Raw genomic sequence first — 24,877 nt, 5'->3', positions numbered from 1 at the left:
AACATGGACTCTTTCTTCTTGACCTATCTCTGGCCGGCGATCGTCATGATCGGTCAGTCCCTGTTGCTGCTGGTCTGCCTTCTGGTCTTCATCGCCTACATTCTCTTGGCTGACCGCAAGATCTGGGCTGCCGTTCAGCTGCGCCGTGGCCCGAACGTCGTTGGTCCCTGGGGTCTGTTCCAGTCCTTCGCCGACCTTCTGAAGTTCGTCTTCAAGGAGCCGATCATTCCAGCCGGCGCCAACAAGGGCGTCTTCCTGCTGGCACCGCTCGTCTCGGTGACGCTGGCGCTCGCCACCTGGGCGGTCGTGCCGGTCAACGAAAACTGGGTGATCGCCAACATCAATGTCGGCATCCTCTACGTCTTTGCGATCTCCTCGCTCGAAGTCTACGGCATCATCATGGGTGGCTGGGCGTCGAACTCGAAGTATCCGTTCCTCGGCGCGCTGCGCTCGGCGGCACAGATGGTGTCCTACGAAGTCTCGATGGGCCTCATCATCGTCACCGTTCTGCTGACGGTCGGTTCGCTGAACCTCTCGGATATCGTTTTCGCGCAGAAGGATGGCATCGGCACCATGCTCGGCCTGCCGAACACCTTCCTCGACTGGAACTGGCTCGTCCTGTTCCCGGCCATGGTGATCTTCTTCATCTCGGCGCTCGCGGAAACCAACCGTCCGCCCTTCGATCTTCCGGAAGCGGAATCGGAACTTGTCGCGGGCTTCATGGTCGAATATGGCTCCACCCCGTACATGATGTTCATGCTGGGTGAATATGCGGCCATCGTCCTGATGTGCGCGCTCACCACCATCCTCTTCCTGGGTGGCTGGCTTCCGCCGGTGGATGTGTGGTTCCTGAACTGGGTCCCGGGCATCATCTGGTTCATCCTGAAGGCCGGGTTCGTCTTCTTCATGTTCGCCATGGTGAAGGCCTTCGTTCCGCGCTACCGCTACGACCAGCTGATGCGTCTCGGCTGGAAGGTCTTCCTTCCGCTGTCGCTCGTCCTGGTCATCGTGACTGCATTCGTTGTCAAGCTGACGGCTGGCGCCTAAGGGGCGCCGCCGACCGGCTGAAATGGAGAATAACAATGGCAAGTCTGGCACATTCCGTCAGTTCGCTGTTTCTGAAGGAGTTCGTCGGGGCGTTTTTCCTGTCGATGCGCTACTTCTTCAAACAGAAGGCCACCATCAACTACCCGTTCGAAAAGGGGCCGGTCTCGCCGCGCTTCCGTGGTGAACATGCGCTGCGCCGTTATCCGAACGGCGAGGAACGCTGCATCGCCTGCAAGCTGTGCGAGGCGATCTGTCCTGCCCAGGCCATCACCATCGAAGCCGGTCCGCGCCGCAACGACGGCACCCGCCGCACGGTGCGTTACGACATCGACATGGTGAAGTGCATCTATTGCGGCTTCTGCCAGGAAGCCTGCCCAGTCGATGCCATCGTCGAAGGCCCGAACTTCGAGTTCTCCACGGAGACCCGCGAAGAGCTCTACTTCGACAAGCAGCGTCTGCTGGACAATGGCGACCGCTGGGAACGTGAAATCGCGCGCAACATCTCGATGGATGCGCCGTATCGTTGATCGATTGACACTGCCGGCGCCGGATCGCTCCTGTGCCGGACCGATATTGAAGCTTTGAACCTGGCCGGTAAAACCGACCGCCAGGTTTTGACGGTGAGGGGTTCTTGGCCTCACTGGGGAAGACGAAAAGGCACCACCATGGGTTTGCAGGCTGTTTTCTTCTATTTGTTCGCCTTCGTCGCGGTCGCGTCGGCGTTCATGGTCATTTCGGCCAGGAACCCGGTGCATTCCGTGCTCTACCTGATCCTGGTGTTCTTTAACGCCGCCGGTCTGTTCCTGCTGACGGGCGCCGAGTTCCTCGCCATGATCCTGCTCGTCGTCTACATCGGCGCGGTCGCGGTTCTCTTCCTCTTCGTCGTCATGATGCTCGACATCGACTTCGCCGAGCTTCGGTCCGGCATCCTGCAGTATGCGCCGATCGGCGCGCTGGTCGGGCTGATCGTCGCCGCCGAACTCATCATCGTCGTCGGGGGCAGCTTCATCACGCCGGAAGCCGCCAAGGCGATCACCATGCCGATCCCGTCTCCGGCGGTGCGCACCAACACGGCGGCACTCGGCGACGTGCTCTATACAAATTACGTCTACTTCTTCCAGGTGGCAGGTCTCGTTCTTCTCGTGGCCATGATCGGCGCAATCGTGCTGACGCTCCGCCACCGGCAGCACATCAAGCGCCAGGACATTTCGAAGCAGGTGGCCCGCACGCCGGCCACCGCCGTCGAAGTGGTCAAGGTCAAGCCTGGCCAGGGTCTCTGAGCGCGCGATCAAGGAACAGCGAATATGGAAATCGGACTTTCTCATTACCTGACCGTCAGCGCCATCCTCTTCACGCTCGGCGTCTTCGGCATCTTCCTGAACCGGAAGAACGTCATCATCATCCTGATGTCGATCGAACTGATCCTGCTTTCGGTCAACCTGAACATGATCGCGTTCTCCTCCTTCCTGAACGATATCGTCGGCCAGGTCTTCGCGCTGTTCATTCTGACCGTCGCGGCTGCGGAAGCGGCGATCGGTCTTGCAATTCTGGTGGTCTTCTACCGTAACCGCGGCTCCATCGCGGTCGAAGACGTCAACATGATGAAGGGCTGATCAGGTCATGATCTATAAGGCTATCGTCTTTCTTCCCCTGATCGGCTTCCTGGTCGCCGGCCTGTTCGGCCGTTCGATCGGCGCCAAGGCATCCGAATACGTCACCAGCGGCCTGATGATCATTGCCGCCATCCTGTCGTGGATCGTCTTCTTCGACGTGGCGCTCGGCCACAGCGAAAGCCACGAGGTGATCAAGGTCACCGTGCTGCGCTGGATCCAGTCCGGCGGCCTCGATTTCGAATGGGCCTTCCGCATCGACACGCTGACGGCGGTGATGTTCGTGGTCGTCAACTCGGTCTCGACGCTCGTTCACCTCTATTCGATCGGCTACATGCACCACGATCCGCATCGGCCGCGCTTCTTCGCCTACCTGTCGCTGTTCACCTTCGCCATGCTGATGCTGGTGACCTCCGACAACCTGGCGCAGATGTTCTTCGGCTGGGAAGGCGTGGGCCTTGCCTCGTACCTGCTGATCGGTTTCTGGTTCAAGAAGCCGTCCGCGTCGGCAGCCGCGATGAAGGCCTTCATCGTCAACCGCGTCGGCGATTTCGGTTTCGTGCTTGGCATCTCCGGCATCTTCGTGCTGTTCGGCTCGATCAACTTCGAGACGATCTTTGCCACCGCCCAGACCTATCTGCCGGCGGAAGGCTCGGCCGATGCCGGCCAGGCGGTCATCAACCTCTTCGGCATGCAGCTCGACAAGGGTCATGCGATCACCGGCGTCTGCCTGCTGCTCTTCATGGGCGCCATGGGCAAGTCCGCACAGTTCCTGCTGCACACCTGGCTGCCGGACGCGATGGAAGGCCCGACCCCGGTCTCGGCCCTCATTCACGCCGCAACCATGGTCACCGCCGGCGTCTTCCTCGTCGCCCGCATGTCGCCGCTGTTTGAACTGTCGCCGGATGCGCTGACCGTCGTCACCATCATCGGTGCGATCACCGCCTTCTTCGCGGCGACCGTCGGCCTCGTGCAGAACGACATCAAGCGCGTCATCGCCTATTCGACCTGTTCGCAGCTCGGCTACATGTTCGTGGCGCTTGGCGTCGGTGCCTATGGCGCGGCCGTCTTCCACCTTTTCACGCACGCCTTCTTCAAGGCTCTCCTGTTCCTGGGCGCCGGCTCGGTCATCCACGCCGTCGATGGCGAGCAGGACATGCGCCACATGGGTGGTCTGAGAAAGCACATCCCCTATACCTTCTGGGCGATGACGATCGGCACGCTGGCGCTGACCGGCGTCGGCATCCCGGGCACGATGTTCGGTTTCGCCGGCTTCTTCTCCAAGGACGTGATCATCGAATCCTCCTTCGCCTCCCACTCGGCGGTCTCGGGTTTCGCCTTCACGCTTCTGGTCGTCGCAGCACTCTTCACGAGCTTCTATTCGTGGCGTCTCGCCTTCCTCACCTTCTTCGGCAAGCCGCGTGCCTCGTCGGATGTCATGCACCACGTGCATGAGAGCCCGATGATCATGCTCCTGCCGCTCGCCTTCCTCACCGTCGGCGCGATCTTCGCCGGTGTCGTCTTCGAAGGTCACTTCTTCGGCCACGAATACAACGAGTTCTGGAAGGGCGCGCTGTTCACCGGACCGCACAACGAGATCCTCGAAGAGTTCCACCACGTTCCGCTGTGGGTGAAGTGGAGCCCGTTCGTGGCGATGCTCACCGGTTTCGTGACAGCCTGGTACATGTATATCAAGTCGCCGCAGACACCGAAGCGTCTCGCCGAGAACCACCGGATCCTCTACCAGTTCCTGCTCAACAAGTGGTACTTCGACGAACTGTACGATGTCCTGTTCGTCCGGTCCGCCAAGGCGCTGGGCCGCTTCCTCTGGAAAAAGGGTGACGTCGCCGTCATCGATGCCTACGGCCCGAACGGCATTGCCGCCCGCGTCGCAGACATCACCCGCGGTGTCGTGCGCCTGCAGTCCGGCTACCTCTATCACTACGCGTTTGCGATGCTGATCGGCATCGCAGCCCTCGTCACCTGGATGATGCTCGGGAGTTCCCTCTGATGACCGATTGGCCGATTCTCTCAACGGTCACCTTCCTGCCGCTCGTCGGCGTCGTTCTCCTGCTTCTGACGCGGGAAGACGGCCCCTTCGGCCGCCGGAATATCCTGAACGTTTCGCTTTTGACGACCGTCTTCACCTTCGTCGTGTCGCTGTTCATCTGGATCGGGTTCGATAATTCGAACCCCGGCTTCCAGATGGTCGAAAAGCATGAGTGGATGAACACCGGCATCGCCTACCATCTGGGCGTCGACGGTATCTCCATGCTGTTCGTCATCCTGACGACCTTCCTGATGCCCTTCTGCGTTCTCGCCAGCTGGGAATCGGTCGAGAAGCGCCTGAAGGAATACATGATCGCCTTCCTGCTTCTGGAAGTGGTCATGATCGGCGTCTTCGTGTCGCTCGATATCGTTCTCTTCTACGTCTTCTTCGAAGCGACGCTGGTGCCGATGTTCATCATCATCGGTGTCTGGGGCGGCAAGGATCGCGTCTACGCATCCTACAAGTTCTTCCTGTATACGCTGCTCGGCTCGGTGCTGATGATGGTCGCCATCATGGCCATGTACTGGCAGGCCGGCACGACGGATGTGACGGAACTCCTGAAGTTCGGCTTCCCGGCGGGCATGCAGACGTGGCTATGGCTGGCCTTCTTCGCCTCGTTTGCCGTCAAGATGCCGATGTGGCCGGTCCATACCTGGCTTCCGGATGCCCACGTTCAGGCGCCGACGGCAGGGTCCGTCATCCTGGCCGGCGTCATGCTGAAGCTCGGCGGTTACGGGTTCATCCGCTTCTCGCTCGCCATGTTCCCGCTGGCGTCTGACTACTTTGCGCCCTTCGTCTTCACGCTGTCGGTTCTCGCCATCATCTACACCTCGCTGGTCGCGATGATGCAGGACGACATCAAGAAGCTGATCGCCTATTCCTCCGTCGCCCATATGGGTTACGTCACGATGGGCATCTTTGCGGCCAACCAGCAGGGCATCCAGGGCGCCATCTTCCAGATGCTGTCGCACGGCATCGTGTCTGGCGCGCTCTTCCTCTGCGTCGGCGTGATCTATGACCGGCTGCACACCCGCGAGATCGCGGCCTATGGCGGCCTCGTCAACAACATGCCGAAATATGCGGTCGCCTTCATGGTCTTCACCATGGCCAATGTCGGCCTGCCGGGTACCTCCGGTTTCGTCGGCGAATTCCTGACGATCATCGGCGTCTTCCGCGTCAACACCTGGGTGGCGCTGTTTGCCGCAACCGGCGTCATCCTGTCGGCTTCCTATGCGCTGTGGCTCTATCGCCGGGTCATCTTCGGTGCGCTGGAGAAGGAAAGCCTGAAGGGCCTGCTGGATCTCAGCACCCGCGAGAAGGTGATCCTCTATCCGCTGGTTGCCTTGACCATCTTCTTCGGCGTCTATCCGGCTCCTGTCTTCGACGCGACGGCGGCTTCGGTAGACCTGCTGATCAACAACTACTCCGCTGCCCTGCAGGCGGCCGGGAAACTCGCACTGCTGGTGCATTGAGACGGGACACGACTGGACATGACTGCTGAAATCCTGCTTGCGAGCCTGCAGATCTCGACGCCCGAACTGATCCTTGCGGTCGGTGCGCTGGCGCTCCTGATGATCGGCGTTTTCTCGGGCGACCGGTCGGCTCCGACGGTCACCGGCCTTGCCGTGGCGATCATGATCGCCGCGGGTCTCTGGCTCGTGTTTGTCCCGACTGAAGGCGAAGCCTGGGGCGGCGCCTTCATTCTCGATCCGTTCAGCCGCTTCATGAAGGTGATCGCGCTGGTCGGTTCCATCACCGCCATGGTGATGACGGTCGGCAATGCCCGCTCCGAACAGCTCGACCGCTTCGAATTCCCGGTCCTGCTCGTTCTCGCCACGCTCGGCATGATGCTGCTGATCTCGGCCAACGACCTGCTCGCCGTCTACATGGGCCTCGAACTCATGTCGCTGGCGCTCTACGTGGTCGCTGCGATCAACCGCGACAGCCTGCGCTCGACCGAAGCCGGCCTGAAATATTTCGTCCTCGGCGCGCTCTCGTCCGGCATGCTGCTCTACGGCATGTCGCTGGTCTACGGCTTCACCGGCAATACCGGCTTCGATAACATCGCAGCCGTCCTCTCTGCCGAAACCCGTTCGCTTGGCGTCGTCTTCGGTCTGGTCTTCATCCTCGCCGGTCTCGCCTTCAAGATCTCCGCCGTGCCGTTCCACATGTGGACGCCGGACGTTTACGAAGGTGCACCGACGCCGGTCACCGCCTTCTTCGCCTCTGGTCCGAAGGTCGCTGCCATGGCGGTCCTCGTTCGCGTGGTCACCGAAGCCTTCATGCCGGTGTTTGCCGACTGGCAGCAGATCGTCGTCTTCATCTCGATTGCTTCGATGCTGCTCGGTTCGTTCGCCGCCATCGGCCAGAAGAACATCAAGCGACTGATGGCCTATTCCTCCATCGGTCACATGGGTTACGCCCTGATCGGCCTTGCCTCCGGCTCGCAGTCCGGCGTGTCGGGCGTTGCGCTTTACATGCTGATCTACATGGTCATGACGCTCGGCACCTTCGCCTGCATCATGTCGATGCGCCGCAAGGAAGTTGGCGCCGTTGAAAGCGTGGAGGATCTGGCGGGTCTTTCGACCACCAATCCTTTCATGGCGATCGTGCTGACGGCGCTGATGTTCTCGCTCGCTGGCATTCCGCCGTTTGCAGGTTTCTGGGCCAAGTGGTTCGTCATCCTGCCGGCGATCGAAGCCAAGCTCTATGCGCTGGCCATCATCGGTGTGCTCGCCTCGGTCGTGGGTGCCTATTACTACCTGCGCGTCATCAAGGTCATGTGGTTCGATGCACCGGTCGGTGAGTTCGGCCGCATTGCCGGCGAGCTGCGTCTGGTCTTCGGTGTCTCCGGTCTGTTCGTCACGGCCTATGTGCTGTTCGGCGGTCCGGTCGGCAGTGCCGCGGAAGCGGCTGCCAAGGCCTTCTTCTGATGGGGTTCCAGCGAGGGGGGCGCTACTCCCTCGACGCCTTCCGCCACGAGGCGCTGGGCGAGGTGACCTCCACGAATACCGAATGCCTGGCGCGTGCCAGGCTGGGTGACCCGGGCAATCTCTGGGTCACCGCTGCCCGCCAGAGCGCGGGCCGTGGCCGCCGCGGCCGCTCCTGGGCCTCCGAAAGCGGCAATCTCTACGCCTCCCTTCTGCTCATTGATCCGGCCCCGCCCGAACGTCTTGGTTCGCTGCCGCTCGCGGTCTCGTTGGCCGTCCACGCCACCTTGCGATCGGTCCTGCCCATGGCGGCGGAAGCGGTCGAGATCAAGTGGCCGAATGACGTTTTGATCGGCCGCAAGAAGTCCTGCGGCATTCTTCTCGAGTCGGAAGCGCTGAGCGATGGCCGCCGTGCGGTGGTCATCGGCATCGGCATCAATATCGGCCATCGGCCGGACGATGCCCCCTATGGGGTCACGTCCTTGCAGGAGCAGGGCTGCCACATTTCGCCCGACGAGCTCTTCCCGCATCTCTACCGCGAGATGGCGCAGGTGCTGGCGGCCTGGGACGAGGGGCGGGCGGTCTCGTCCATCACCGAACGTTGGCGCAACGCCGCCTGCGGCATCGGTGGACAAATCCGGGTGAACTTGCCCGACCGGTCGATCGATGGGCGTTTTGCCGGTATCGATGATCAGGGACTTCTGATACTCGATACAGGTCACGCGTCGATGGCGATCGCGGCCGGTGATGTTTTTTTCCTTTGACAGTGAAATGAGTAGGTAATGGCCAAACAGGACGAACTGGTATTTCTGCCGCTGGGCGGAGTGGGCGAGATCGGTATGAATCTCGCGCTCTATGGCTATGGCCCGGCCGCACAACGCCAGTGGATCATGGTGGATTGCGGTGTGACGTTCGCCGGTCCCGAGCTTCCGGGCGTCGATCTGGTCCTGCCGGACATCCGCTTTCTGGCAGAACAGCGCGACCGCCTGAAGGGCATCATCATCACGCATGCGCATGAAGATCATTACGGCGCGCTGAACGATCTGTGGCCGGGTCTCAACGTGCCGGTCTATGCCTCGCCGTTCACCGCCGGCATGCTGGAAGCCAAGCGCGAATACGAAGGCTCGCGCGCCGATATCCCGATCACCATCTTCAAGGCGGGCGATCGCATCAAGGTCGGTCCTTTCGAGGTGGAGGCCGTTGGCGTCAACCACTCGATCCCCGAGCCGATGTCGCTTGTCATCCGCACGCCGCTCGGCAATCTCGTCCATACCGGCGACTGGAAGATCGATGCCGAACCCTCGCTCGGCCCCCTGACCGATGAGACGCGCTTCCGCGCCGTAGGTGACGAGGGCGTGCTGGCGCTGATGTGCGATTCGACCAACGCCATGCGCGAAGGTGTTTCGCCCTCCGAGGAAGAGGTCTCGGAAGGTCTGCGCAAGGTCATAGAAAGCGCCGAGGGCCGTGTGGCCATCACCACCTTCTCCTCCAATGTCGGCCGCATTCGCTCGATCGCGCTCGCCGCCGAAGCCGCCGGTCGTGAGGTCCTGCTGCTCGGCTCCTCGCTGAAGCGTGTCTGCAACGTGGCGCGTGACATCGGCATCATGGAGGACATCAAGCCCTTCATCGCCGAAGACGAGTACGGCTACATCCCGCGCGACAAGGTGGTGGTGATCCTGACCGGCAGCCAGGGCGAACAGCGCGCGGCTCTCGCCAAGCTCGCCCGCGATGAGATGCGCCATGTGGCACTGGCTTCCGGCGATACCGTCGTCTTCTCCTCGCGCACCATTCCGGGCAATGAAAAGGCGATCCTCGAGATCATGAACGGCCTGATCGAACAGGGCGTCAAGATCGTCACGGATGCCCATGCGCTCGTGCATGTCTCCGGCCATCCGCGCCGCAACGAACTCCTGAAGATGTACGAGTGGATCCGTCCGCAGGTGCTGGTGCCCGTTCACGGCGAGGCGGCCCACCTCACAGCGCAGGCGGAACTGGCGCTCGGCGCCGGTATCCCGACCGTGCCGAAGGTGCGCAACGGCAATATGCTGCGACTGGCGCCCGGTCCGGTCGAAGTCATCGATGACGTGCCGCATGGCCGCATCTTCAAGGATGGCAGACTGATCGGCGATATCGACGAAATGGGAATTTCGGACCGCAAGAAGTTGAGCTACGTTGGCCACGTGGCGGTCAACATCCTGCTCGACAGCCGGTACGACTTCCTCGCCGATCCGGATCTCGTGCCCTTCGGTCTGCCGGACTATGACGACGAGGGCGAGGACATGGCGGATACGCTTTATGATGCGGTGCTGGGGGCGGTGGAAAGCATTCCGCGTAGCCGGCGCAAGGATTTGGGCGCCCTGCAGGAATCGGTGCGTCGCGCCGTACGCTCCGCTGCCAATGCCGCCTGGGGCAAGAAGCCGGTGGTGACGGTGTTCGTCAGCAAGGTTTAGGCGGCGACGTCAGGCAGTGCGAGGCGGTGCGGGGAGCGCCGCCACGTCGTTTCGATCGAGGGAGGAGAACGGATGCTCGGACGGGTCAATCACATCGCCATCGCCGTGCCGGATTTGACGGCGGCGACCGCCACCTATCGCGACACGCTGGGTGCCCGCGTCTCGCAGGCGCAGGCGCTGCCCGAGCATGGTGTCACAGTCGTCTTCGTCGAACTCGACAACACCAAGGTCGAGCTTCTCGAACCTTTGGGGGAGGGCTCGCCGATTGCCGCCTTCCTCGAGAAGAACCCCTCCGGCGGCATGCACCATATCTGCTACGAGGTGGCCGACATTCTGGCCGCCCGCGACCAGCTGAAAGCGGGCGGTGCCCGGGTGCTCGGCGATGGCGAGCCGAAGATCGGCGCGCATGGCAAGCCGGTGCTCTTCCTGCATCCGAAGGATTTCTGCGGCACGTTGGTCGAACTCGAACAGGTGTGACACCGCGTCTCGCGGCACACCCTTCACCAGGCGGTCATCCGCCGCTAGAGTGCCGCGGGCAAGAGGAGTGTGTGCGCATGTGGTTTCTGTCGGCCTTCGCCGTCTATTTCATCATCTGGTGGATTACGCTGTTTGCGATCCTGCCGATCGGCCTGCGCACGCAAGCGGATGAGGAAGAGGTGGTGCTTGGAACCGTGGAAAGCGCACCGGCGAAATTTCGCGGCGGTCGCGTGCTTCTGCTGACGACGCTGGTCTCGGCCGTCATCTACGGCGCCTGGCTGTTCGCCTCGATCCAGCTTGGCTTCAGCCTGTCCTCCATCCCGCGCATCGTGCCGGACTTCGGATAACCCTCGTACTCTTGGTAAATCGCTGCGCCCGCGTGCGGCGGGTACCTTGGCTTGTTCATGCAGCAGAGTGAAAACCAAAAAAAAACAAGGCTTTGCAGCCTTGTTTAAAGTTTCGCGTGATCCTTAACCGTTACCGGGGCAGCGTACGAGCGCGCCTAAGATCTGATCCTCCCAAGACTTGACCGCGATTGGCAGAAATTTGAACTCCCTGCCTCTTTTATGAGCCGAACCTAGCTCAGACTTTGGGCTTTGTCACCATCAAAATTGGCAGTTTTGCTACACTCCCGTAAAATTTTCCTGTTGACGGAAATATCATCGCATTTGTCATACTAATGCTGCATTTCCCGGTTTCGACTGCCGCACCCATGGTGGACAGGCTGGCGCGCGCTGCGCCCCGCGGGTTCCCATCCCCCGCCGAAACCGCTATGAAGCTCCCCAATATCGTTAGTTTCCCAGCCGATTCTCCGCCTCCTGGCGTCAAGGCTGCCAACCCACGGAAAACGTGATGCGTCTGTCCCGCTATTTTATGCCGATCCTCAAGGAAAACCCCAAGGAAGCGGAAATCGTTTCGCACCGCCTGATGCTGCGTGCCGGCATGATCCGCCAGCAGAGCCAGGGCATCTATTCCTGGCTGCCGCTCGGCAAGCGGGTGCTCGACAAGGTGAACGCGATCGTCCGCGAGGAGCAGAACCGCGCCGGCGCCATCGAACTGTCGATGCCGACGCTGCAGTCCGCCGAACTCTGGCAGGAAAGCGGCCGTTATGATGATTACGGCAAGGAGATGCTGCGCATCAAGGACCGCCAGGAGCGCCCCATGCTCTACGGCCCGACGAACGAGGAGATGATCACCGACATCTTCCGGTCTTCGGTCAAGTCCTACAAGAACCTGCCGCTCAATCTCTATCACATCCAGCTGAAGTTCCGTGATGAGATCCGCCCGCGCTTCGGCACCATGCGCTCGCGCGAATTCCTGATGAAGGACGCCTATTCCTTCGACCTTACGAAGGAAGGCGCGCTGCATTCCTATAACAAGATGTTCGTCGCTTACCTTCGCACCTTCGCGCGGCTCGGCGTGCGGGCCATCCCGATGCGCGCCGATACCGGCCCGATCGGCGGCAACCACAGCCACGAGTTCATCATTCTGGCCGACACCGGTGAGTCGGAAGTCTTTTCCCATAAAGACTTCGTGAATTTCGAAATCCCCTCCGTCGATACGGATTTTGATGACGTGGCCGGCCTGCAGGCGATCTTCGACACATGGACCTCGGCCTATGCCGCGACGTCCGAAATGCACGACGAGGCCGCCTTTGCCGCCATTCCGGAAGGCGATCGCCTGTCGGCGCGCGGCATCGAAGTCGGCCACATCTTCTATTTCGGCACGAAATATTCCGAACCGATGGGCGCCAAGGTGCAGGGACCGGACGGCAAGGAGCACCTTGTCCACATGGGTTCCTACGGCATCGGCCCGACGCGCCTTGTTCCCGCCATCATCGAAGCCTCGCATGACGAGAATGGAATCATCTGGCCAGCCTCGGTTGCGCCCTTCGATGCCATGGTCATCACCATGAAGGCGGGTGACGAAGCCTGTGACCGGGTCTGCGACAGCCTCTATACCGGCCTCACGAATGCCGGAATGGACGTGCTTTACGATGACACCGACGACCGCGCCGGAACGAAGTTCGCGACCGCCGACCTGATCGGCGTGCCGGTCCAGCTGATTGTCGGCCCGCGTTCGGCCGCCACCGGCGAGGTCGAGGTCAAGGACCGCAAGACGGGCGCCCGCGAGACCATGACGGTCGAGGCGGCGCTGAACCGCCTGACCGCCTGAGGACACCGTCCCGGCGGGGCGCTTCGGGTTCGTCGCAGACGAGCCTGAGGCAAGGCCGGGATGAGACAATGAGCCGTAGAATGCGGCAGTGACAGGAGACGAGATGGCAAAGGGCGCTGCGGAAAAGCCGGTCAAACAGCAGGATGACATTCCCTCCGCCGGTGCCTTCTCGGCCTTCGAGCGGATGGTGGCCTGGCGTTACCTGCGCTCGCGCCGGCGCGAGACCTTCATCTCCGTCATCGCCGGCTTCTCCTTTGTCGGCATCATGCTGGGGGTTGCCACCCTCATCATCGTCATGGCCGTCATGAACGGTTTCCGCACCGAGCTCATCTCCCGCATCCTCGGCATCAACGGCCACATGATCGTCCAGCCGGTCGATCAGCCGCTCACCGATTATGCGCAACTCGCCCAGAAGTTTTCCGCCGTGCCGGGTGTCACCATGGCCCTGCCGCTGGTCGAAGGGCAGACGCTTGCGTCCGGCAAGCAGGGCGCCGGCTCCGGCGCGCTGGTACGCGGCATCCGCACCGAGGATCTCGAAAAGCTGAAGGAAGTCTCCGGCAATATCCGCTCCGGTGATCTGACCGGCTTTGCCACCGGCGACGGCGTGCTGGTCGGCTCGAGGCTCGCCGCCTCGCTCGGCATCGGCGCCGGCGACCGCATCACGCTCGTCTCGCCGGAAGGTGATGTGACGCCGATGGGCACGACGCCACGCGTCAAATCCTACCAGGTCTCCGGCATCTTCGAGATCGGCATGTCGGAATATGACGCCTCGATCATCTACATGCCGCTTGCGGAAGCCCAGGCCTATTTCAACGCCGATGGCATCGTCCAGTCGATCGAGCTCTTCGTCACCAATCCGGATGACATCGATACCCTGCGTCCGAAGGTGGAGGAGGCCGCCGGCCGGCAGATCTTCATCAGCGACTGGCGCCAGCGCAACCAGACCTTCTTCTCCGCCCTGCAGGTGGAGCGTAACGTGATGTTCATGATCCTGACGCTGATCGTGCTGGTCGCCGCGCTCAACATCATTTCCGGCCTCATCATGCTGGTGAAGGACAAGGGAAGCGATATCGCGATCCTGCGCACCATGGGGGCCTCCTCGCGGGCCATCATGCGCATCTTCTTCATGACGGGGGCCGCGATCGGCATCGTCGGCACGGTGGCCGGCGTGTTGCTCGGTGTCATCGTCTGCCTCAACATCGAATCGATCCGCCAGTTCTTCTCCTGGGTCTCGGGCACGGTGCTGTTTGATCCGGAACTCTATTTCCTCAGCCAGCTTCCGGCGGAAATGAGCGTCAGCGAAACCGTCTCCGTCGTCGTGATGGCGCTCACGCTGTCGTTCATCGCCACCATCTTTCCTGCCTGGCGGGCCTCGCGGCTCGATCCGGTGCAGGCGCTGCGTTACGAATAGGATCGCGATCCGCTCATGCCCCGTAAAACCGTCCTGAAGCTCACCGGTATCGACCGACATTACGGCCAGGGAGACACCGTGCTGTCGATCCTGAAGGCGGCCGATTTCGAGCTGCATTCCGGCGAGATCGTCGCGCTCGTCGCCCCCTCCGGCACCGGCAAATCGACGCTGCTGCACCTGGCCGGCCTGCTCGAACATCCCGATTCCGGCGAGATCTTCATCAATGGCGAGGCCTGCGGCAATCTGCCGGACGAGCGGCGCACGGCGATCCGCCGCGGCGATATCGGCTTCGTCTATCAGTTCCACCATCTGCTGCCGGAATTTTCGGCGCTCGAAAACATCATGATGCCGCAGCTGATCGCCGGCCTGCCGAAGAAGGAAGCGGCCGAACGCGCCGCCCAGCTGCTCGATTATATGCGCATCGGCCACCGCGCCGAACACCGCCCGTCGGAGCTTTCGGGGGGCGAGCAGCAGCGCGTCGCGATCGCCCGCGCCGTCGCCAATGCGCCGCTCCTGCTTCTGGCGGACGAGCCGACCGGCAACCTCGACCCGGAAACCGCATCCTATGTCTTCGATGCGCTGGAAGCTTTGGTGCGCCAGTCCGGCCTTGCCGCGCTGATCGCCACCCACAACCACGATCTCGCCGCCCGCATGGACCGCCGCGTGACGATCGAAGGCGGCCAGATCCGCGATTTCTGAGGTTTCTTACCCTTCTCCCCGTGGGGAGAAGGTGCCCGAAGGGCGGATGAGGGGCTCTTGCCGCTTTGCTTCGAACGATTGGTCGAAACGGCCATTCGAGACGCGTGGCTCGACCCCGGTCGATGCCCGAAGGGCGGATGAGGGACGCCTCACCCCTGTATCCGACCGCCTCAGCTTTCGCCTACCAGCTCCCCACCAGCGCATGCCCGGTGAGCGGAATGGCCCGTTTTGCCCCGCTCTGGTCGCTGACGCTGAGGGCCGCCTGCATCTTTTTGGGCGCGGGGCGGAACCACTGGCTGGCAATGGCGGCGAGATCGCCGATCATGCCATGCGCCTTCCAGTCGGCAAACCGCCGCGCCATCGCCTCCGGTTCCGACCGGTAGAAGAAGTCTCCGGACGCGGTGAGTTCGTTGATCGAGCCCACCATCGCCGAGAGCGGCTTCTGGAACATCCGCGAGGCAACGGGTGCTGCCTTCACCGCATCGGCAAAGGCCGGGGCCATGAAATCGAGCGCAAAGCCCTCCGCCTCCACCCAGCAGTGAAAATTCTCGCCTGCTCCGGAGACGGACCCGTCCTCGCGGTGATCGGCAAACAGCACCCGCGTGCCATCGAGATGATAGGCGGCGAGCCCGCCCTTCGGCACGGCGGTCAGCTTGAAATGTTGCTTCAGGATAAACGCGCCGAAGCTTGCGAAATACATCGAAGCGGTGGCCGGATCGGCATTCTGCGCCAGAAGCAGGCTGTTGATGACCTTGTAGATCCGGTGATAATCGCTCTGCTTGATCAGCATGGTCCTGCCTTTTTCCCTCTGGTGTGTCGCGTTCCAGTAGGCGAGGCGAGGGCGGATGTAAACGCCGGAGCCGGAATGTGCATGTCAGGCCGGCTTTTCCGCATGCACCAGCAGCATGAGGGCGGCAAGGAGGCAGGAGATCACCCTTGGCGCATGCCGAAGGATGCGCGTGGATGTGCAACGTGGCGCATCCCCCGCCAGCCCCCCTCTGCCCTGCCGGGCATCTCCCCCACAGGTGGCAGGGCTATCGCATATGAGCGATCATGGAGATGAGGAAGTCATCGTCCCATCCGGCCTTCTTGATCTTGCGCCTTATGGATGCCTTGTCGGGATGCTGGCGGATCAGGTTGAGGGCGAGTTTTCTGAGTGTCGAGAGGTTTTGCGGCCCATGGTCCTTGCGGTTTCGTGCCGCATCCTCGCAGAAGGCCACATCGAGAACCCAATGCAGTTGGTTCTCGATCGTCCAGTGCGCCCTGGCGATCTTCAGGAAGGCTGTGGCGGAGACCTGCCTGGAGAGCAGGAAGTGCCGGATATGACTGGTTTGCCGGCCATCCGGCTCGATCCTGATGCTTTCCAGCCGGGCCACCGCCTTGATGCCGGGGAAGTCCATGCCGTCCGCCTCGACGATGCTTGCACGGCGGGTTTCGGTCCGGTCATGCAGCCTGGGATCCGTGGTTTCGGCACGGTCGGGATCGTCAGCCGCCTCCATGAGATGTCCGGCCTGCTTGAGCAGTCCCGGCTGGTTGCTCTTCAGCGCCAGCGCATAATCGGCACCGGTCGCCAGGATCGCTTTGGCCGTGTCGGCGCGGCAATGCAGCGCGTCGGCGGTGACCATGCAGCCCTCAAGCGACAGGCAGGCGAGCGCGTCGAGCACGCCCTTGACCTCGTTGCGGTTTGGCGCAAGCTGCTGGCCGATGACCATGCGGTTGTCGGCGGCCCAGATATTGACCAGATGCAGCGGCGTCGCCTTGTCGCCGCGCTTGTAGGCGCCGCGCACCGCCTTGCCGTCGATGGCGATGACGCCGGAGATCGACTGGGCGAAGGCGGCTGCGAACCTGGCGAACACCTCCTCGAAGGCAACCGGATCCAGGTGCCTGAAAACATTCGAGAAAACATCATGGCTCGGAATCCCGTACGGCAGCGGCATGACGGTCTTGAGCAGCTTGTGCTTGGACAGGCCAAAGTCGGCCATATCCTGACAACTCTCGGCGCCACACAGCACCGCCGCCAGACCGATGAACAAGACCGAGTTCAAAGGGTAACGCACATTGGCGGCCCGCGGGTCTGGAACCGAACCAAAAAGCGAAGCAAAGCCTTCCATCACAACCTCCATCAGCGATGGAGCCGAGAGGAATCGATTTGCGACATCCTTTCAAGAGCTTGTCTGCCATATGCGATTCCCCTGCCACAGGTGGGGAGATCGCACCGCGGCACCGGTTTCCCGCCCCATGACCGTCGCAATCGGAGAAACCGCTCCGACCTTTCGGTGGCGCGACCGGCCAACCACTCTGCCGATCTCCCCCCGTGTGGTGGGGTGAGGAGCGGTTCGCGAAGCGAAGCAATCGATCCAGTGAACCGATTGCAGGGACGAACGCCGGCAGGACAAACGGGGGCCGCCGCCCGCATCCGTTCCCCATCAGCCGACCAACCGGCTGTGCTAAAACATCTTTCCGCATCCTCGTGTCAAGCCCAAGGATAACGACCGAGAGGCTCCTGCCCCACCACGAATACCAGTGTCCTCCCAGGAACCAGCAGCACAATCTCTTGTGGCACTAGCTGCCTCCACCCACGCCGTCATCCTCAGGTTTGACACTAGGATCCCCTCCGCGCATCCCCCACCAGCCCCCCTCTGCCCTGCCGGGCATCTCCCCCACAGGTGGGGAGATCGCATCGCGGCGCCGGCTTCCCGTCCCATAATCGTTTCACCCGAAGAAACCGCTCCGACCTCTCTATAGACCGAGCGGCCAACCACTCTGCCGATCTCCCCCCGTGTGGGGGAGATGTCCGGCAGGACAGAGGGGGTATCGCGCTGGCACGCCTTCGCCATCGGATTATCAACCCGCTGTTCCACCTCATCTTTCTGCAGCCCCTCGGATCCCATCTAAGCGCCACGACAAAAAAATCGCCCCCGCAATTTCCCCACCCCCAACACCCATGCCTACAATCCCCTCGTCCCGCAGCGGATACACCGGCAGGCGTGCCGGCGATGCGGGGCCGGTTCGGGTCATGAGGACAAGACGCAAAGCCTCATGATCCGGGTCCGCCAACAGGGTCCCCCTCCGGCGACCGGGTGGAGGCAGTGCGCGTCGGACGTCAGCGCACCGCCTCCAGAGTTCCCAGCGCAGCGCGCCGGACGTGCCTCATGTGGCACACAAGGGGGTGGAGGTCGAAGGGCGCATCGCCCGTTGTCCGCCCGCGTCGTCCGATGAGGACGCACGCCGGGAACGGCGATGGCAAACGTCACCCGTCCATCCATCCAGTCAGAGGGACCAAACCGGCGGATAAAAATGCCGAACGGGGCGCTGAAAGGTGCCACATACAAACTCCTTACGAGGCAGCTGTCAGCGCCCCGGCCGAAGATCTTCTCCGAAGAGAGATGAAGAGACGAACGAGGATCACCACGGGCCGAACCGGCCGCGTGATCGCGAATCCGCATCCTGTGGAAAGCGGGCAAACATTCTCCCGTTTACCCGCCGTTAAATAAAATCGTTCCGCTTTCGTTCTTTTTGTTGACGCGAGAACAAGAATGGAACAAAATAAAAACATAACGGAAAAGGAGACTGCAGATGACCGAAATTCTTCGCGATGTTGCCGCTTTCGCCTCCATCATGACCTTCGTTGCCAGCATCAGCGTTCTGATGATGGCCATGTGACACCCTGCGGGGTGGGGCGAATTGCTGTCTCCACACGCACACTTCACAGCTTTCCGTCCCGCCGGACACGCTTCGGCTGGACTTCACGGGCCTGCTGCCGGAAAATGCGCCTTCAGACTCGGGAAGGCATCAGCAGCATGGCAGAGATCATCGACAGCACGGCAACGGGGAATGACGGCCAGGTCCAGCAGACCCCGCAATTCGTGCATCTGCGCGTGCATTCCGCCTATTCGCTGCTCGAAGGCGCGCTGCCGCTGAAAAAGATCCTCGGCAAGGCCACCGCGGACGGCCAGCCGGCGATTGCCATTACCGATACCAACAACCTGTTCGTCGCGCTCGAGTTCTCGCAAAAGGCGGTGGATGACGGAATTCAGCCGATCATCGGCTGCCAGATGTCGATCGACATGCAGGACCAGGGCGAGGAAAAGCGCGGCGGCCATGCCGGGTTCGTCAAGCTGCCCTCGCTTATCCTCTTGGCCGCGAATGCCGTGGGCTATGAGCGTTTGGTCGATCTTGTCAGCCGTGCCTATCTCGGCGGCGAGGGGAGCCACCAGTCGGTGCATATCGCCATGTCCTGGCTAGAGGAGGGCGGCGCGGACGGCATCATTGCGCTCACCGGCTTTGCCTCGGGGCCGATTGATCCGCTGCTGAAGGAGGGTCACCAGGCGCAGGCGGAACAGCGTCTCCTGCGGCTGAAGGCTGTCTTCGGCAACCGGCTCTATGTCGAACTGCAGCGCCACGGCAATTATGACCGCCGTCATGAGCGGCGGCTGATCGAACTCGCCTATGCGCACGATCTGCCGTTGGTGGCGACGAACGAGGCCTTCTTCCCCTCCAAGGGGGAGTATGACGCCCATGATGCGCTGATGGCGGTGGCCCACAATGCCATCGTTTCCGACGACAGCCGTTTCCGCCTGACGCCGGATCACTATTTGAAGAGCCGGGCGGACATGGCAAAACTGTTTGCCGATCTGCCGGAGGCCTTGGAGAACACCGTCGAGATCGCGCGCCGCTGTTCTTTCGTCCTGAAGACGCGCAAGCCGATCCTGCCGCGCTTCACCGGCGCCACGGATGATGCGGAGGAGGCCGAGCGCGCCGAATCGGCGGAACTGCGCCGCCAGTCGGTCGAGGGCCTGGAGCAGCGTCTGGCAGCGCTCGGCATGGCGGCGGGCTATACCGAACAGGATTACCGCGAGCGGCTGGATTTCGAGCTCTCGGTCATCGAACGCATGAAGTTTCCGGGCTACTTCCTGATCGTTTCGGACTTCATCAAATGGGCGAAAACGCAGGATATCCCGGTCGGGCCGGGTCGTGGTTCGGGGGCGGGCTCGCTGGTGGCCTATGCGCTCACCATCACCGATGTCGATCCCTTGCGCTTCTCGCTGCTGTTCGAGCGCTTCCTCAACCCGGAACGCGTGTCGATGCCGGACTTCGACATCGACTTCTGCCAGGATCGCCGCGAAGAGGTGATCCGTTACGTGCAGCAGAAATATGGCCGCGAGCAGGTGGCGCAGATCATCACCTTCGGTTCGCTGCAGGCGCGCGCGGCACTGCGCGATGTCGGTCGCGTGCTGGAAATGCCCTATGGCCAGGTGGACAAGATCTGCAAGCTGGTGCCGAACAACCCGGCCAATCCGACGCCGCTGTCGAAGGCGATCGAGGAGGAGCCGAAACTGCAGGAGGAGGCCGAACGCGAGCCGGTCGTCGCACGCCTGCTCGACATCGCCCAGAAGATCGAGGGGCTTTACCGCCACGCCTCGACGCACGCAGCCGGGATCGTCATCGGTGACCGTCCGCTGTCGAAGCTGGTGCCGATGTACCGCGATCCGCGTTCCGACATGCCGGTCACCCAGTTCAACATGAAATGGGTGGAGCAGGCCGGGCTGGTCAAGTTCGACTTCCTCGGCCTGAAGACGCTGACCGTGTTGAAGACCGCGGTGGATTTCGTCGCCAAGCGGAACATCCACGTGGATCTGGCGACGATCCCGCTGGACGACCAGAAAACCTACGAGATGCTGTCGCGCGGCGAAACGATCGGCGTGTTCCAGGTGGAAAGTGTGGGCATGCGCAAGGCGCTGCTCGGCATGAAGCCGGACTGCATCGAGGACATCATCGCGCTGGTGGCGCTCTATCGTCCGGGCCCGATGGAAAACATCCCGGTCTACAATGCCCGCAAGCACGGCGAGGAGGAGATCGAGTCGATCCATCCGACGATCGATTACCTGCTGAAGGAAACCCAGGGCGTCATCGTCTACCAGGAACAGGTCATGCAGATCGCGCAGGTCCTGTCCGGCTATTCGCTCGGCGAAGCCGATCTCCTGCGCCGCGCCATGGGTAAGAAGATCAAGGAGGAGATGGACAAGCAGCGCGCCCGTTTCGTCGATGGTGCGATCAAGAACGGCGTGTCGAAGGCGCAGTCCGACCTGATCTTCGACCTGCTCGCCAAGTTCGCCAACTACGGCTTCAACAAGAGCCACGCGGCGGCCTACGCGATCGTCTCCTACCAGACGGCCTATATGAAGGCGCATTACCCAGTCGAGTTCCTCGCCGCGTCGATGACCTACGATATGGCCAACACCGAGAAGCTCAATGATTTCCGGCAGGATGCCGCGCGTCTCGGCATCAAGGTCGTGCCGCCGTCGATCCAGACCTCGTTCCGCAAGTTCGAGACCGGCGACAACTGCATTTTTTATTCGCTGGCCGCCATCAAGGGGGTGGGCGAATCCGCCGTCGAGCATATCGTTGCCGTGCGTGGAGACACGCCATTTGCGAGCATCGAGGATTTCTGCCTGCGGATCGATCCGAAACAGGTGAACCGCCGCGTGCTGGAAAGCCTGATCTATGCCGGCGCCTTCGATTGTTTTGGTAAGGACCGCGCCGAGATGGTGACGGGCCTCGACCGTATCATCGGCTATGCGCAGCGCGCCGCCGAAGGCAAGACCAGCGGCCAGCACGACATGTTTGGCTCCTCATCCGCCGCCGGTCCGGAAAAGCTCATCCTGCCCACCTTCGATCCCTGGACGGCGTCGGAAAAGCTGATGCGCGAATACCAGGTGCTCGGCTTTTACCTCTCCGCCCATCCGCTCGATACCTACAAGGATGTGCTGGCAAAAATGCGCGTGCAGAACTACGCGGAGTTTTCCGCCGCGGTGAAGGCGGGCGCGAGCGCCGGGCGCCTTGCGGGCACCGTCACTTCGAAACAGGAGCGCAAGACCCGCACCGGCAACAAGATGGGCATCGTCACCTTTTCCGATGCAACCGGCCAGTTCGAGGCGATCCTGTTTTCCGAAGCGCTGAACCAGTACCGCGACCTGCTCGAGCCCGGCAAATCGCTGGTCATTACCGTCCAGGCGGACGAGCGGCCGGAAGGCATCGGGTTGCGCATCCAGACGGTGCAGTCGCTCGAAGAAAAATCGGTGCAGATGCAGAAGGCGCTGCGCGTCTATGTGCGTGATTCCGGACCCTTGCGCACCGTGGCGCGGCACCTCAATGCGCGGGGGGATGGCCTTGTCTCCTTCGTCGTCATCAAGGATGACGGCAAGCGCGAGATCGAGGTGGAGCTGACGGAGAAATACCGCATCTCGCCGGAAATCGCTGCCGCCTTGCGTGCAGCCCCCGGCGTGCTCGACGTGGAACTGGTCTGAGACCTGTCGAAAGCGCCGTGCGAAAATCTTAGGCGCGCGGCGGCCTGTGGGTGACGGTGATGAAGTCGGTGCCCTTCGTCGTCTCAGGCCCGACGCCGGTGTCGGAGATGGTGAGCGAGCTGCCGGTCGAGATCATCGCGTTGATCCGTTGACGCAATTCGTCGGGCACATGGATGCGGTCGAGCACCGCCGTCAGCGCCATCGGCCCGGTGACGGCATCCGCGGTGATGCCGAGCCGATTGCGCGTCGCCTCCGTCAGGTGGTTGTCGAGGCTGAGGCCCTGCCAGTCCGCCGTGCCCTTGTCGCGGTTCACCGCCGTCACGGTGAGGAAATGCGTGCCGAGCGCGGTGCCCGGTTCGGCAAGGCCGATCGGTTCGGACAGAACCTCCTGAAAGCCCTGGCGGATCATCAACTGGCCGGTCGGCGGTTCGGCGCGTCCGCTGGAGGCGTACAGCGCCGAGAGCATTTCGGCGGTCAGCGCCGGGCCCTTGGTCGCAAAACCCTTCCAGCGCTTGTAGGCGTCGATGGCGCTGCGCGTGTTCGATCCGATGATCCCGTCTGCGGTACCCGCATCGAAACCGAGCTCCGTCAGCATGGCCTGCACGTCGGCCACCGTCTCGCGGTCGCTGCGGCGGGTGATGAGGATGCGCAGCGGCGCCGGTTCCTCGGCGGCGGAGGTTTCCGCCTGCGGCAAGGGGAGCGGCAGCGGCGAGGTCGGCATGTTCATCGCCACCTCCACCTGCCGCACCGCATGGTCGGTGGAGGAGGGGCGCAGCGAGGCATCCGACAGCACATTGCCGGCAGGTCGCTCGGCAGGCGGCGCAAACAGGGCGGCATGCGCGACCTGCTGCGGGCTCACCGTCTCGTCGCTGATGATCACATGCACGCCGCGGGCGGTCATCTGGTAGAGTGATTTGGCAAAGGCCGCCGGCAGGCGCACGCAGCCATGCGAGGCGGGATAATTCGGCACGCTGTTGGATTCATGCAGCGCAATGCCGGACCAGGTCAGCCGCTGCATCCAGGGCATTGGCGCATTCGAATAGATGTTCGATTCGTGGTACTTGCGCTTTTCCAGCACGGAAAAGATGCCGGTCGGCGTGTCATGGCCTTGCTTGCCGGTGGACACCTTCGACGTGGCGACCACCGTGCCGCCGTCATAGACGGCCAGCGACTGGCTGTCTTTCGACACGATGATCTGCAGGGTTCGTGCACTGTCGGCGGCGGCGACCGTCGTCGCACAACCGGACATCAGAGCGAAGATGATCGCCGCACGCTTCAACATGACACAAGAACCCCATACGCAGTACCAAGGCTGGAAGAATATGAGGGGAAGTTTAAAGAAGGCTTAGGCATGTTCGTTCTGGCCGCTCCTCGCGAAAACGTGATCCCTCATCATGTTGCCTTCCTCTGATTGCCGAAGGTGAAACCGGTCTCCACTGCCGCCTTGCCGAACTTGTCGCGCAGCCGGTCCATGGCGGCCTCGGCAGCGGCCCGGCGGGCGGCCTGCGGATCCACGAGATCGGGCGGATCGGCGCGGGCGGGATCGCAAAGATCCGTCACGCCGATGCCGATCAGGCGGAATTTCGTGCCATCGGTCTCCTTTTCCAGAAGGTTCAGCCCGGTGCGGAAGATCCGGTCGGCAAGTTGCGTCGGGTCCTCCAGCCGGCGGTTGCGCGTGCGGCTCTTGAAGTCGGCGGTCTTCAGTTTCAGAACGACGGTCTGGCCGGCAATCTCCTGTTTCTTCAGCCGGTGCGAGACCTTTTCCGATAGGGCGCGCAGGATGGGAACGAGATCCTCGTGGCGGGAAATATCGTCGAAGAAGGTCGTTTCTGCCGAGACGCTTTTTGCCGGATCGTTGGGATGCACGTTTCTGTCGTCGATGCCGCGCGACAACCGAAAGAGGCGCTGCCCCATGGTGCCGTAGCGGCGCATCAGGTCGCCTTCCTGCATTCCCTGCAACTGCCCGATGGTGCGGATGCCATCGGCCTGCAGGGTTGTCGCAAAGGCCTTGCCGACGCCCCAGATCGTCGTCACGGGCCGTGGCGCCAGGAAACTCAGCGCCTCCTCCTGCCCGATCACCGAAAAGCCGCGCGGCTTCTGCAGATCAGACGCGACCTTGGCCAGGAACTTGCAATAGGAGAGGCCGACCGACAGCGTGATGCCGATCTCGTTTTCCACCCGCCGCACGAGTTTGGCGAGAATACGGGCGGGCGGATCATGATGCAGGCGTTCGGTCCCGGAAAGATCGAGGAAGGCCTCGTCGATGGAGAGCGGCTGCACGAGCGGCGTCAACTCCTGGAACATCGTTCTGACCTGACGTCCGACGGCGACATATTTCTCCATGTTGGGGCGGATCACGACCGCATCCGGGCAGGCCTCCAGCGCCTTGAACATCGGCATGGCCGAGCGCACGCCGCTGATGCGGGCGATGTAGCAGGCGGTGGAGACGACCCCGCGTTTGCCGCCGCCGATGATGACCGGCTTGTCGGCCAGGTCCGGATTGTCGCGCTTTTCCACGGAGGCATAAAAGGCGTCACAGTCGATATGGGCAATCGACAGGTCGTAGAGCGCCTTGTGGTAGAGAAGTCGCGGGCTGCCGCAGGCACGGCAACGGCGCCGGCCGTCCGGCTGGCCGGTCAGGCAGTCACGACAGAAGCCTGGATCATAGGCGGCAGAGGAGGACATGGCGCGGAACAAAGGTTGAACGAAGCCCACCATAAT

The 24,877-nt window shown here is 62.3% G+C and carries 20 protein-coding genes; 15 read left to right on the top strand and 5 right to left on the bottom strand.

The window, feature by feature from the left end:
• Nucleotides 1–3 precede the first annotated feature (3 nt).
• The 14 genes from nuoH to G6N78_RS16275 all read left to right on the top strand — a co-directional run bounded on the left by nuoH (nt 4) and on the right by G6N78_RS16275 (nt 14,849).
• Nucleotides 4–1,047: an NADH-quinone oxidoreductase subunit NuoH gene (gene nuoH / locus G6N78_RS16340; protein ID WP_165220310.1), complete on the top strand. Its 1,044-nt coding sequence runs from the start codon at nt 4–6 to the stop codon at nt 1,045–1,047.
• Nucleotides 1,048–1,082: 35 nt separating this feature from the next.
• Complete coding sequence (gene nuoI / locus G6N78_RS16335) at nt 1,083–1,574, top strand: NADH-quinone oxidoreductase subunit NuoI (RefSeq protein ID WP_165220308.1); 492 nt, start codon at nt 1,083–1,085, stop codon at nt 1,572–1,574.
• 138 nt (nt 1,575–1,712) lie between these two features.
• A complete protein-coding gene (locus G6N78_RS16330; protein WP_165220306.1) occupies nt 1,713–2,327 on the top strand; it encodes an NADH-quinone oxidoreductase subunit J in 615 nt (204 codons plus the stop codon).
• A 24-nt stretch (nt 2,328–2,351) separates the two neighbouring features.
• The gene (gene nuoK / locus G6N78_RS16325) at nt 2,352–2,660 is read left to right on the top strand and encodes an NADH-quinone oxidoreductase subunit NuoK (protein ID WP_165220304.1); all 309 of its coding nucleotides are present in this window, start codon (nt 2,352–2,354) and stop codon (nt 2,658–2,660) included.
• 7 nt (nt 2,661–2,667) lie between these two features.
• Nucleotides 2,668–4,668, top strand: a complete 2,001-nt coding sequence (nuoL, locus tag G6N78_RS16320; RefSeq protein WP_165220302.1) for an NADH-quinone oxidoreductase subunit L — start codon at nt 2,668–2,670, stop codon at nt 4,666–4,668.
• Entirely contained in the window at nt 4,668–6,179 is a 1,512-nt protein-coding gene (locus G6N78_RS16315) for an NADH-quinone oxidoreductase subunit M (RefSeq protein WP_165220300.1), read from the top strand. The genes nuoL and G6N78_RS16315 overlap by 1 nt, the downstream gene beginning before the upstream one ends.
• A gap of 18 nt (nt 6,180–6,197) precedes the next feature.
• Nucleotides 6,198–7,640, top strand: a complete 1,443-nt coding sequence (nuoN, locus tag G6N78_RS16310; RefSeq protein WP_165220298.1) for an NADH-quinone oxidoreductase subunit NuoN — start codon at nt 6,198–6,200, stop codon at nt 7,638–7,640.
• On the top strand, nt 7,640–8,401 hold the full coding sequence (locus tag G6N78_RS16305) for a biotin--[acetyl-CoA-carboxylase] ligase (RefSeq protein WP_165220296.1): 762 nt from the start codon (nt 7,640–7,642) through the stop codon (nt 8,399–8,401). The genes nuoN and G6N78_RS16305 overlap by 1 nt, the downstream gene beginning before the upstream one ends.
• Nucleotides 8,402–8,419: 18 nt before the next feature.
• Nucleotides 8,420–10,087, top strand: a complete 1,668-nt coding sequence (locus tag G6N78_RS16300; protein ID WP_165220294.1) for a ribonuclease J — start codon at nt 8,420–8,422, stop codon at nt 10,085–10,087.
• A 72-nt stretch (nt 10,088–10,159) separates the two neighbouring features.
• Nucleotides 10,160–10,564, top strand: coding sequence for a methylmalonyl-CoA epimerase (gene mce / locus G6N78_RS16295; protein WP_165220292.1), 405 nt, complete (start codon nt 10,160–10,162; stop codon nt 10,562–10,564).
• Nucleotides 10,565–10,641: 77 nt separating this feature from the next.
• Nucleotides 10,642–10,911 carry a DUF1467 family protein gene (locus G6N78_RS16290; RefSeq protein ID WP_370691452.1) on the top strand — a complete coding sequence of 90 codons (270 nt, stop codon included), beginning with the start codon at nt 10,642–10,644 and terminating at the stop codon, nt 10,909–10,911.
• Between the two features lie 505 nt (nt 10,912–11,416).
• On the top strand, nt 11,417–12,739 hold the full coding sequence (gene proS / locus G6N78_RS16285) for a proline--tRNA ligase (protein ID WP_165220288.1): 1,323 nt from the start codon (nt 11,417–11,419) through the stop codon (nt 12,737–12,739).
• A 103-nt stretch (nt 12,740–12,842) separates the two neighbouring features.
• Nucleotides 12,843–14,150: a lipoprotein-releasing ABC transporter permease subunit gene (locus tag G6N78_RS16280; RefSeq protein WP_165220286.1), complete on the top strand. Its 1,308-nt coding sequence runs from the start codon at nt 12,843–12,845 to the stop codon at nt 14,148–14,150.
• Between the two features lie 15 nt (nt 14,151–14,165).
• Nucleotides 14,166–14,849: an ABC transporter ATP-binding protein gene (locus G6N78_RS16275; RefSeq protein WP_165220284.1), complete on the top strand. Its 684-nt coding sequence runs from the start codon at nt 14,166–14,168 to the stop codon at nt 14,847–14,849.
• A 181-nt stretch (nt 14,850–15,030) separates the two neighbouring features.
• On the opposite strand, the gene G6N78_RS16270 is transcribed toward G6N78_RS16275, so the two are convergent.
• The 3 genes from G6N78_RS16270 to G6N78_RS16260 form a co-directional block, all read right to left on the bottom strand.
• The gene (locus tag G6N78_RS16270; protein WP_165220282.1) at nt 15,031–15,639 is read right to left on the bottom strand and encodes a DUF2026 family protein; all 609 of its coding nucleotides are present in this window, start codon (nt 15,637–15,639) and stop codon (nt 15,031–15,033) included.
• 244 nt (nt 15,640–15,883) lie between these two features.
• Nucleotides 15,884–16,960, bottom strand: coding sequence for an ISAs1 family transposase (locus G6N78_RS16265; protein ID WP_165214274.1), 1,077 nt, complete (start codon nt 16,958–16,960; stop codon nt 15,884–15,886).
• Between the two features lie 1,365 nt (nt 16,961–18,325).
• Nucleotides 18,326–18,508 carry a hypothetical protein gene (locus G6N78_RS16260; RefSeq protein WP_165220280.1) on the bottom strand — a complete coding sequence of 61 codons (183 nt, stop codon included), beginning with the start codon at nt 18,506–18,508 and terminating at the stop codon, nt 18,326–18,328.
• 141 nt (nt 18,509–18,649) lie between these two features.
• On the opposite strand from G6N78_RS16260, the gene dnaE reads away from it, so the two are divergent.
• Nucleotides 18,650–22,156 carry a DNA polymerase III subunit alpha gene (dnaE, locus tag G6N78_RS16255; RefSeq protein WP_165220279.1) on the top strand — a complete coding sequence of 1,169 codons (3,507 nt, stop codon included), beginning with the start codon at nt 18,650–18,652 and terminating at the stop codon, nt 22,154–22,156.
• A 28-nt stretch (nt 22,157–22,184) separates the two neighbouring features.
• On the opposite strand, the gene G6N78_RS16250 is transcribed toward dnaE, so the two are convergent.
• Nucleotides 22,185–23,438 carry a L,D-transpeptidase family protein gene (locus G6N78_RS16250; protein WP_165220277.1) on the bottom strand — a complete coding sequence of 418 codons (1,254 nt, stop codon included), beginning with the start codon at nt 23,436–23,438 and terminating at the stop codon, nt 22,185–22,187.
• Between the two features lie 110 nt (nt 23,439–23,548).
• On the bottom strand, nt 23,549–24,841 hold the full coding sequence (locus tag G6N78_RS16245; protein WP_165221899.1) for a DNA polymerase IV: 1,293 nt from the start codon (nt 24,839–24,841) through the stop codon (nt 23,549–23,551).
• Nucleotides 24,842–24,877 lie beyond the last annotated feature (36 nt).

It is taken from the genome of Allorhizobium pseudoryzae, assembly GCF_011046245.1.
GTDB lineage: Bacteria > Pseudomonadota > Alphaproteobacteria > Rhizobiales > Rhizobiaceae > Neorhizobium > Neorhizobium pseudoryzae.
The sequence above is the reverse complement of the archived record's forward strand: the minus strand, read 5'-3'. Positions and strand labels throughout refer to the sequence as shown.

What these genes read in the sequence shown, in the direction of transcription:
- nuoH (WP_165220310.1), top strand. Translation starts at nt 4, where the DNA reads ATGGACTCTTTCTTCTTGACCTATCTCTGGCCGGCGATCGTCATGATC.
- nuoI (WP_165220308.1), top strand. Translation starts at nt 1,083, where the DNA reads ATGGCAAGTCTGGCACATTCCGTCAGTTCGCTGTTTCTGAAGGAGTTC.
- G6N78_RS16330 (WP_165220306.1), top strand. Translation starts at nt 1,713, where the DNA reads ATGGGTTTGCAGGCTGTTTTCTTCTATTTGTTCGCCTTCGTCGCGGTC.
- nuoK (WP_165220304.1), top strand. Translation starts at nt 2,352, where the DNA reads ATGGAAATCGGACTTTCTCATTACCTGACCGTCAGCGCCATCCTCTTC.
- nuoL (WP_165220302.1), top strand. Translation starts at nt 2,668, where the DNA reads ATGATCTATAAGGCTATCGTCTTTCTTCCCCTGATCGGCTTCCTGGTC.
- G6N78_RS16315 (WP_165220300.1), top strand. Translation starts at nt 4,668, where the DNA reads ATGACCGATTGGCCGATTCTCTCAACGGTCACCTTCCTGCCGCTCGTC.
- nuoN (WP_165220298.1), top strand. Translation starts at nt 6,198, where the DNA reads ATGACTGCTGAAATCCTGCTTGCGAGCCTGCAGATCTCGACGCCCGAA.
- G6N78_RS16305 (WP_165220296.1), top strand. Translation starts at nt 7,640, where the DNA reads ATGGGGTTCCAGCGAGGGGGGCGCTACTCCCTCGACGCCTTCCGCCAC.
- G6N78_RS16300 (WP_165220294.1), top strand. Translation starts at nt 8,420, where the DNA reads ATGGCCAAACAGGACGAACTGGTATTTCTGCCGCTGGGCGGAGTGGGC.
- mce (WP_165220292.1), top strand. Translation starts at nt 10,160, where the DNA reads ATGCTCGGACGGGTCAATCACATCGCCATCGCCGTGCCGGATTTGACG.
- G6N78_RS16290 (WP_370691452.1), top strand. Translation starts at nt 10,642, where the DNA reads ATGTGGTTTCTGTCGGCCTTCGCCGTCTATTTCATCATCTGGTGGATT.
- proS (WP_165220288.1), top strand. Translation starts at nt 11,417, where the DNA reads ATGCGTCTGTCCCGCTATTTTATGCCGATCCTCAAGGAAAACCCCAAG.
- G6N78_RS16280 (WP_165220286.1), top strand. Translation starts at nt 12,843, where the DNA reads ATGGCAAAGGGCGCTGCGGAAAAGCCGGTCAAACAGCAGGATGACATT.
- G6N78_RS16275 (WP_165220284.1), top strand. Translation starts at nt 14,166, where the DNA reads ATGCCCCGTAAAACCGTCCTGAAGCTCACCGGTATCGACCGACATTAC.
- G6N78_RS16270 (WP_165220282.1), bottom strand. Translation starts at nt 15,639, where the DNA reads ATGCTGATCAAGCAGAGCGATTATCACCGGATCTACAAGGTCATCAAC.
- G6N78_RS16265 (WP_165214274.1), bottom strand. Translation starts at nt 16,960, where the DNA reads ATGGAAGGCTTTGCTTCGCTTTTTGGTTCGGTTCCAGACCCGCGGGCC.
- G6N78_RS16260 (WP_165220280.1), bottom strand. Translation starts at nt 18,508, where the DNA reads ATGGCCATCATCAGAACGCTGATGCTGGCAACGAAGGTCATGATGGAG.
- dnaE (WP_165220279.1), top strand. Translation starts at nt 18,650, where the DNA reads ATGGCAGAGATCATCGACAGCACGGCAACGGGGAATGACGGCCAGGTC.
- G6N78_RS16250 (WP_165220277.1), bottom strand. Translation starts at nt 23,438, where the DNA reads ATGTTGAAGCGTGCGGCGATCATCTTCGCTCTGATGTCCGGTTGTGCG.
- G6N78_RS16245 (WP_165221899.1), bottom strand. Translation starts at nt 24,841, where the DNA reads ATGTCCTCCTCTGCCGCCTATGATCCAGGCTTCTGTCGTGACTGCCTG.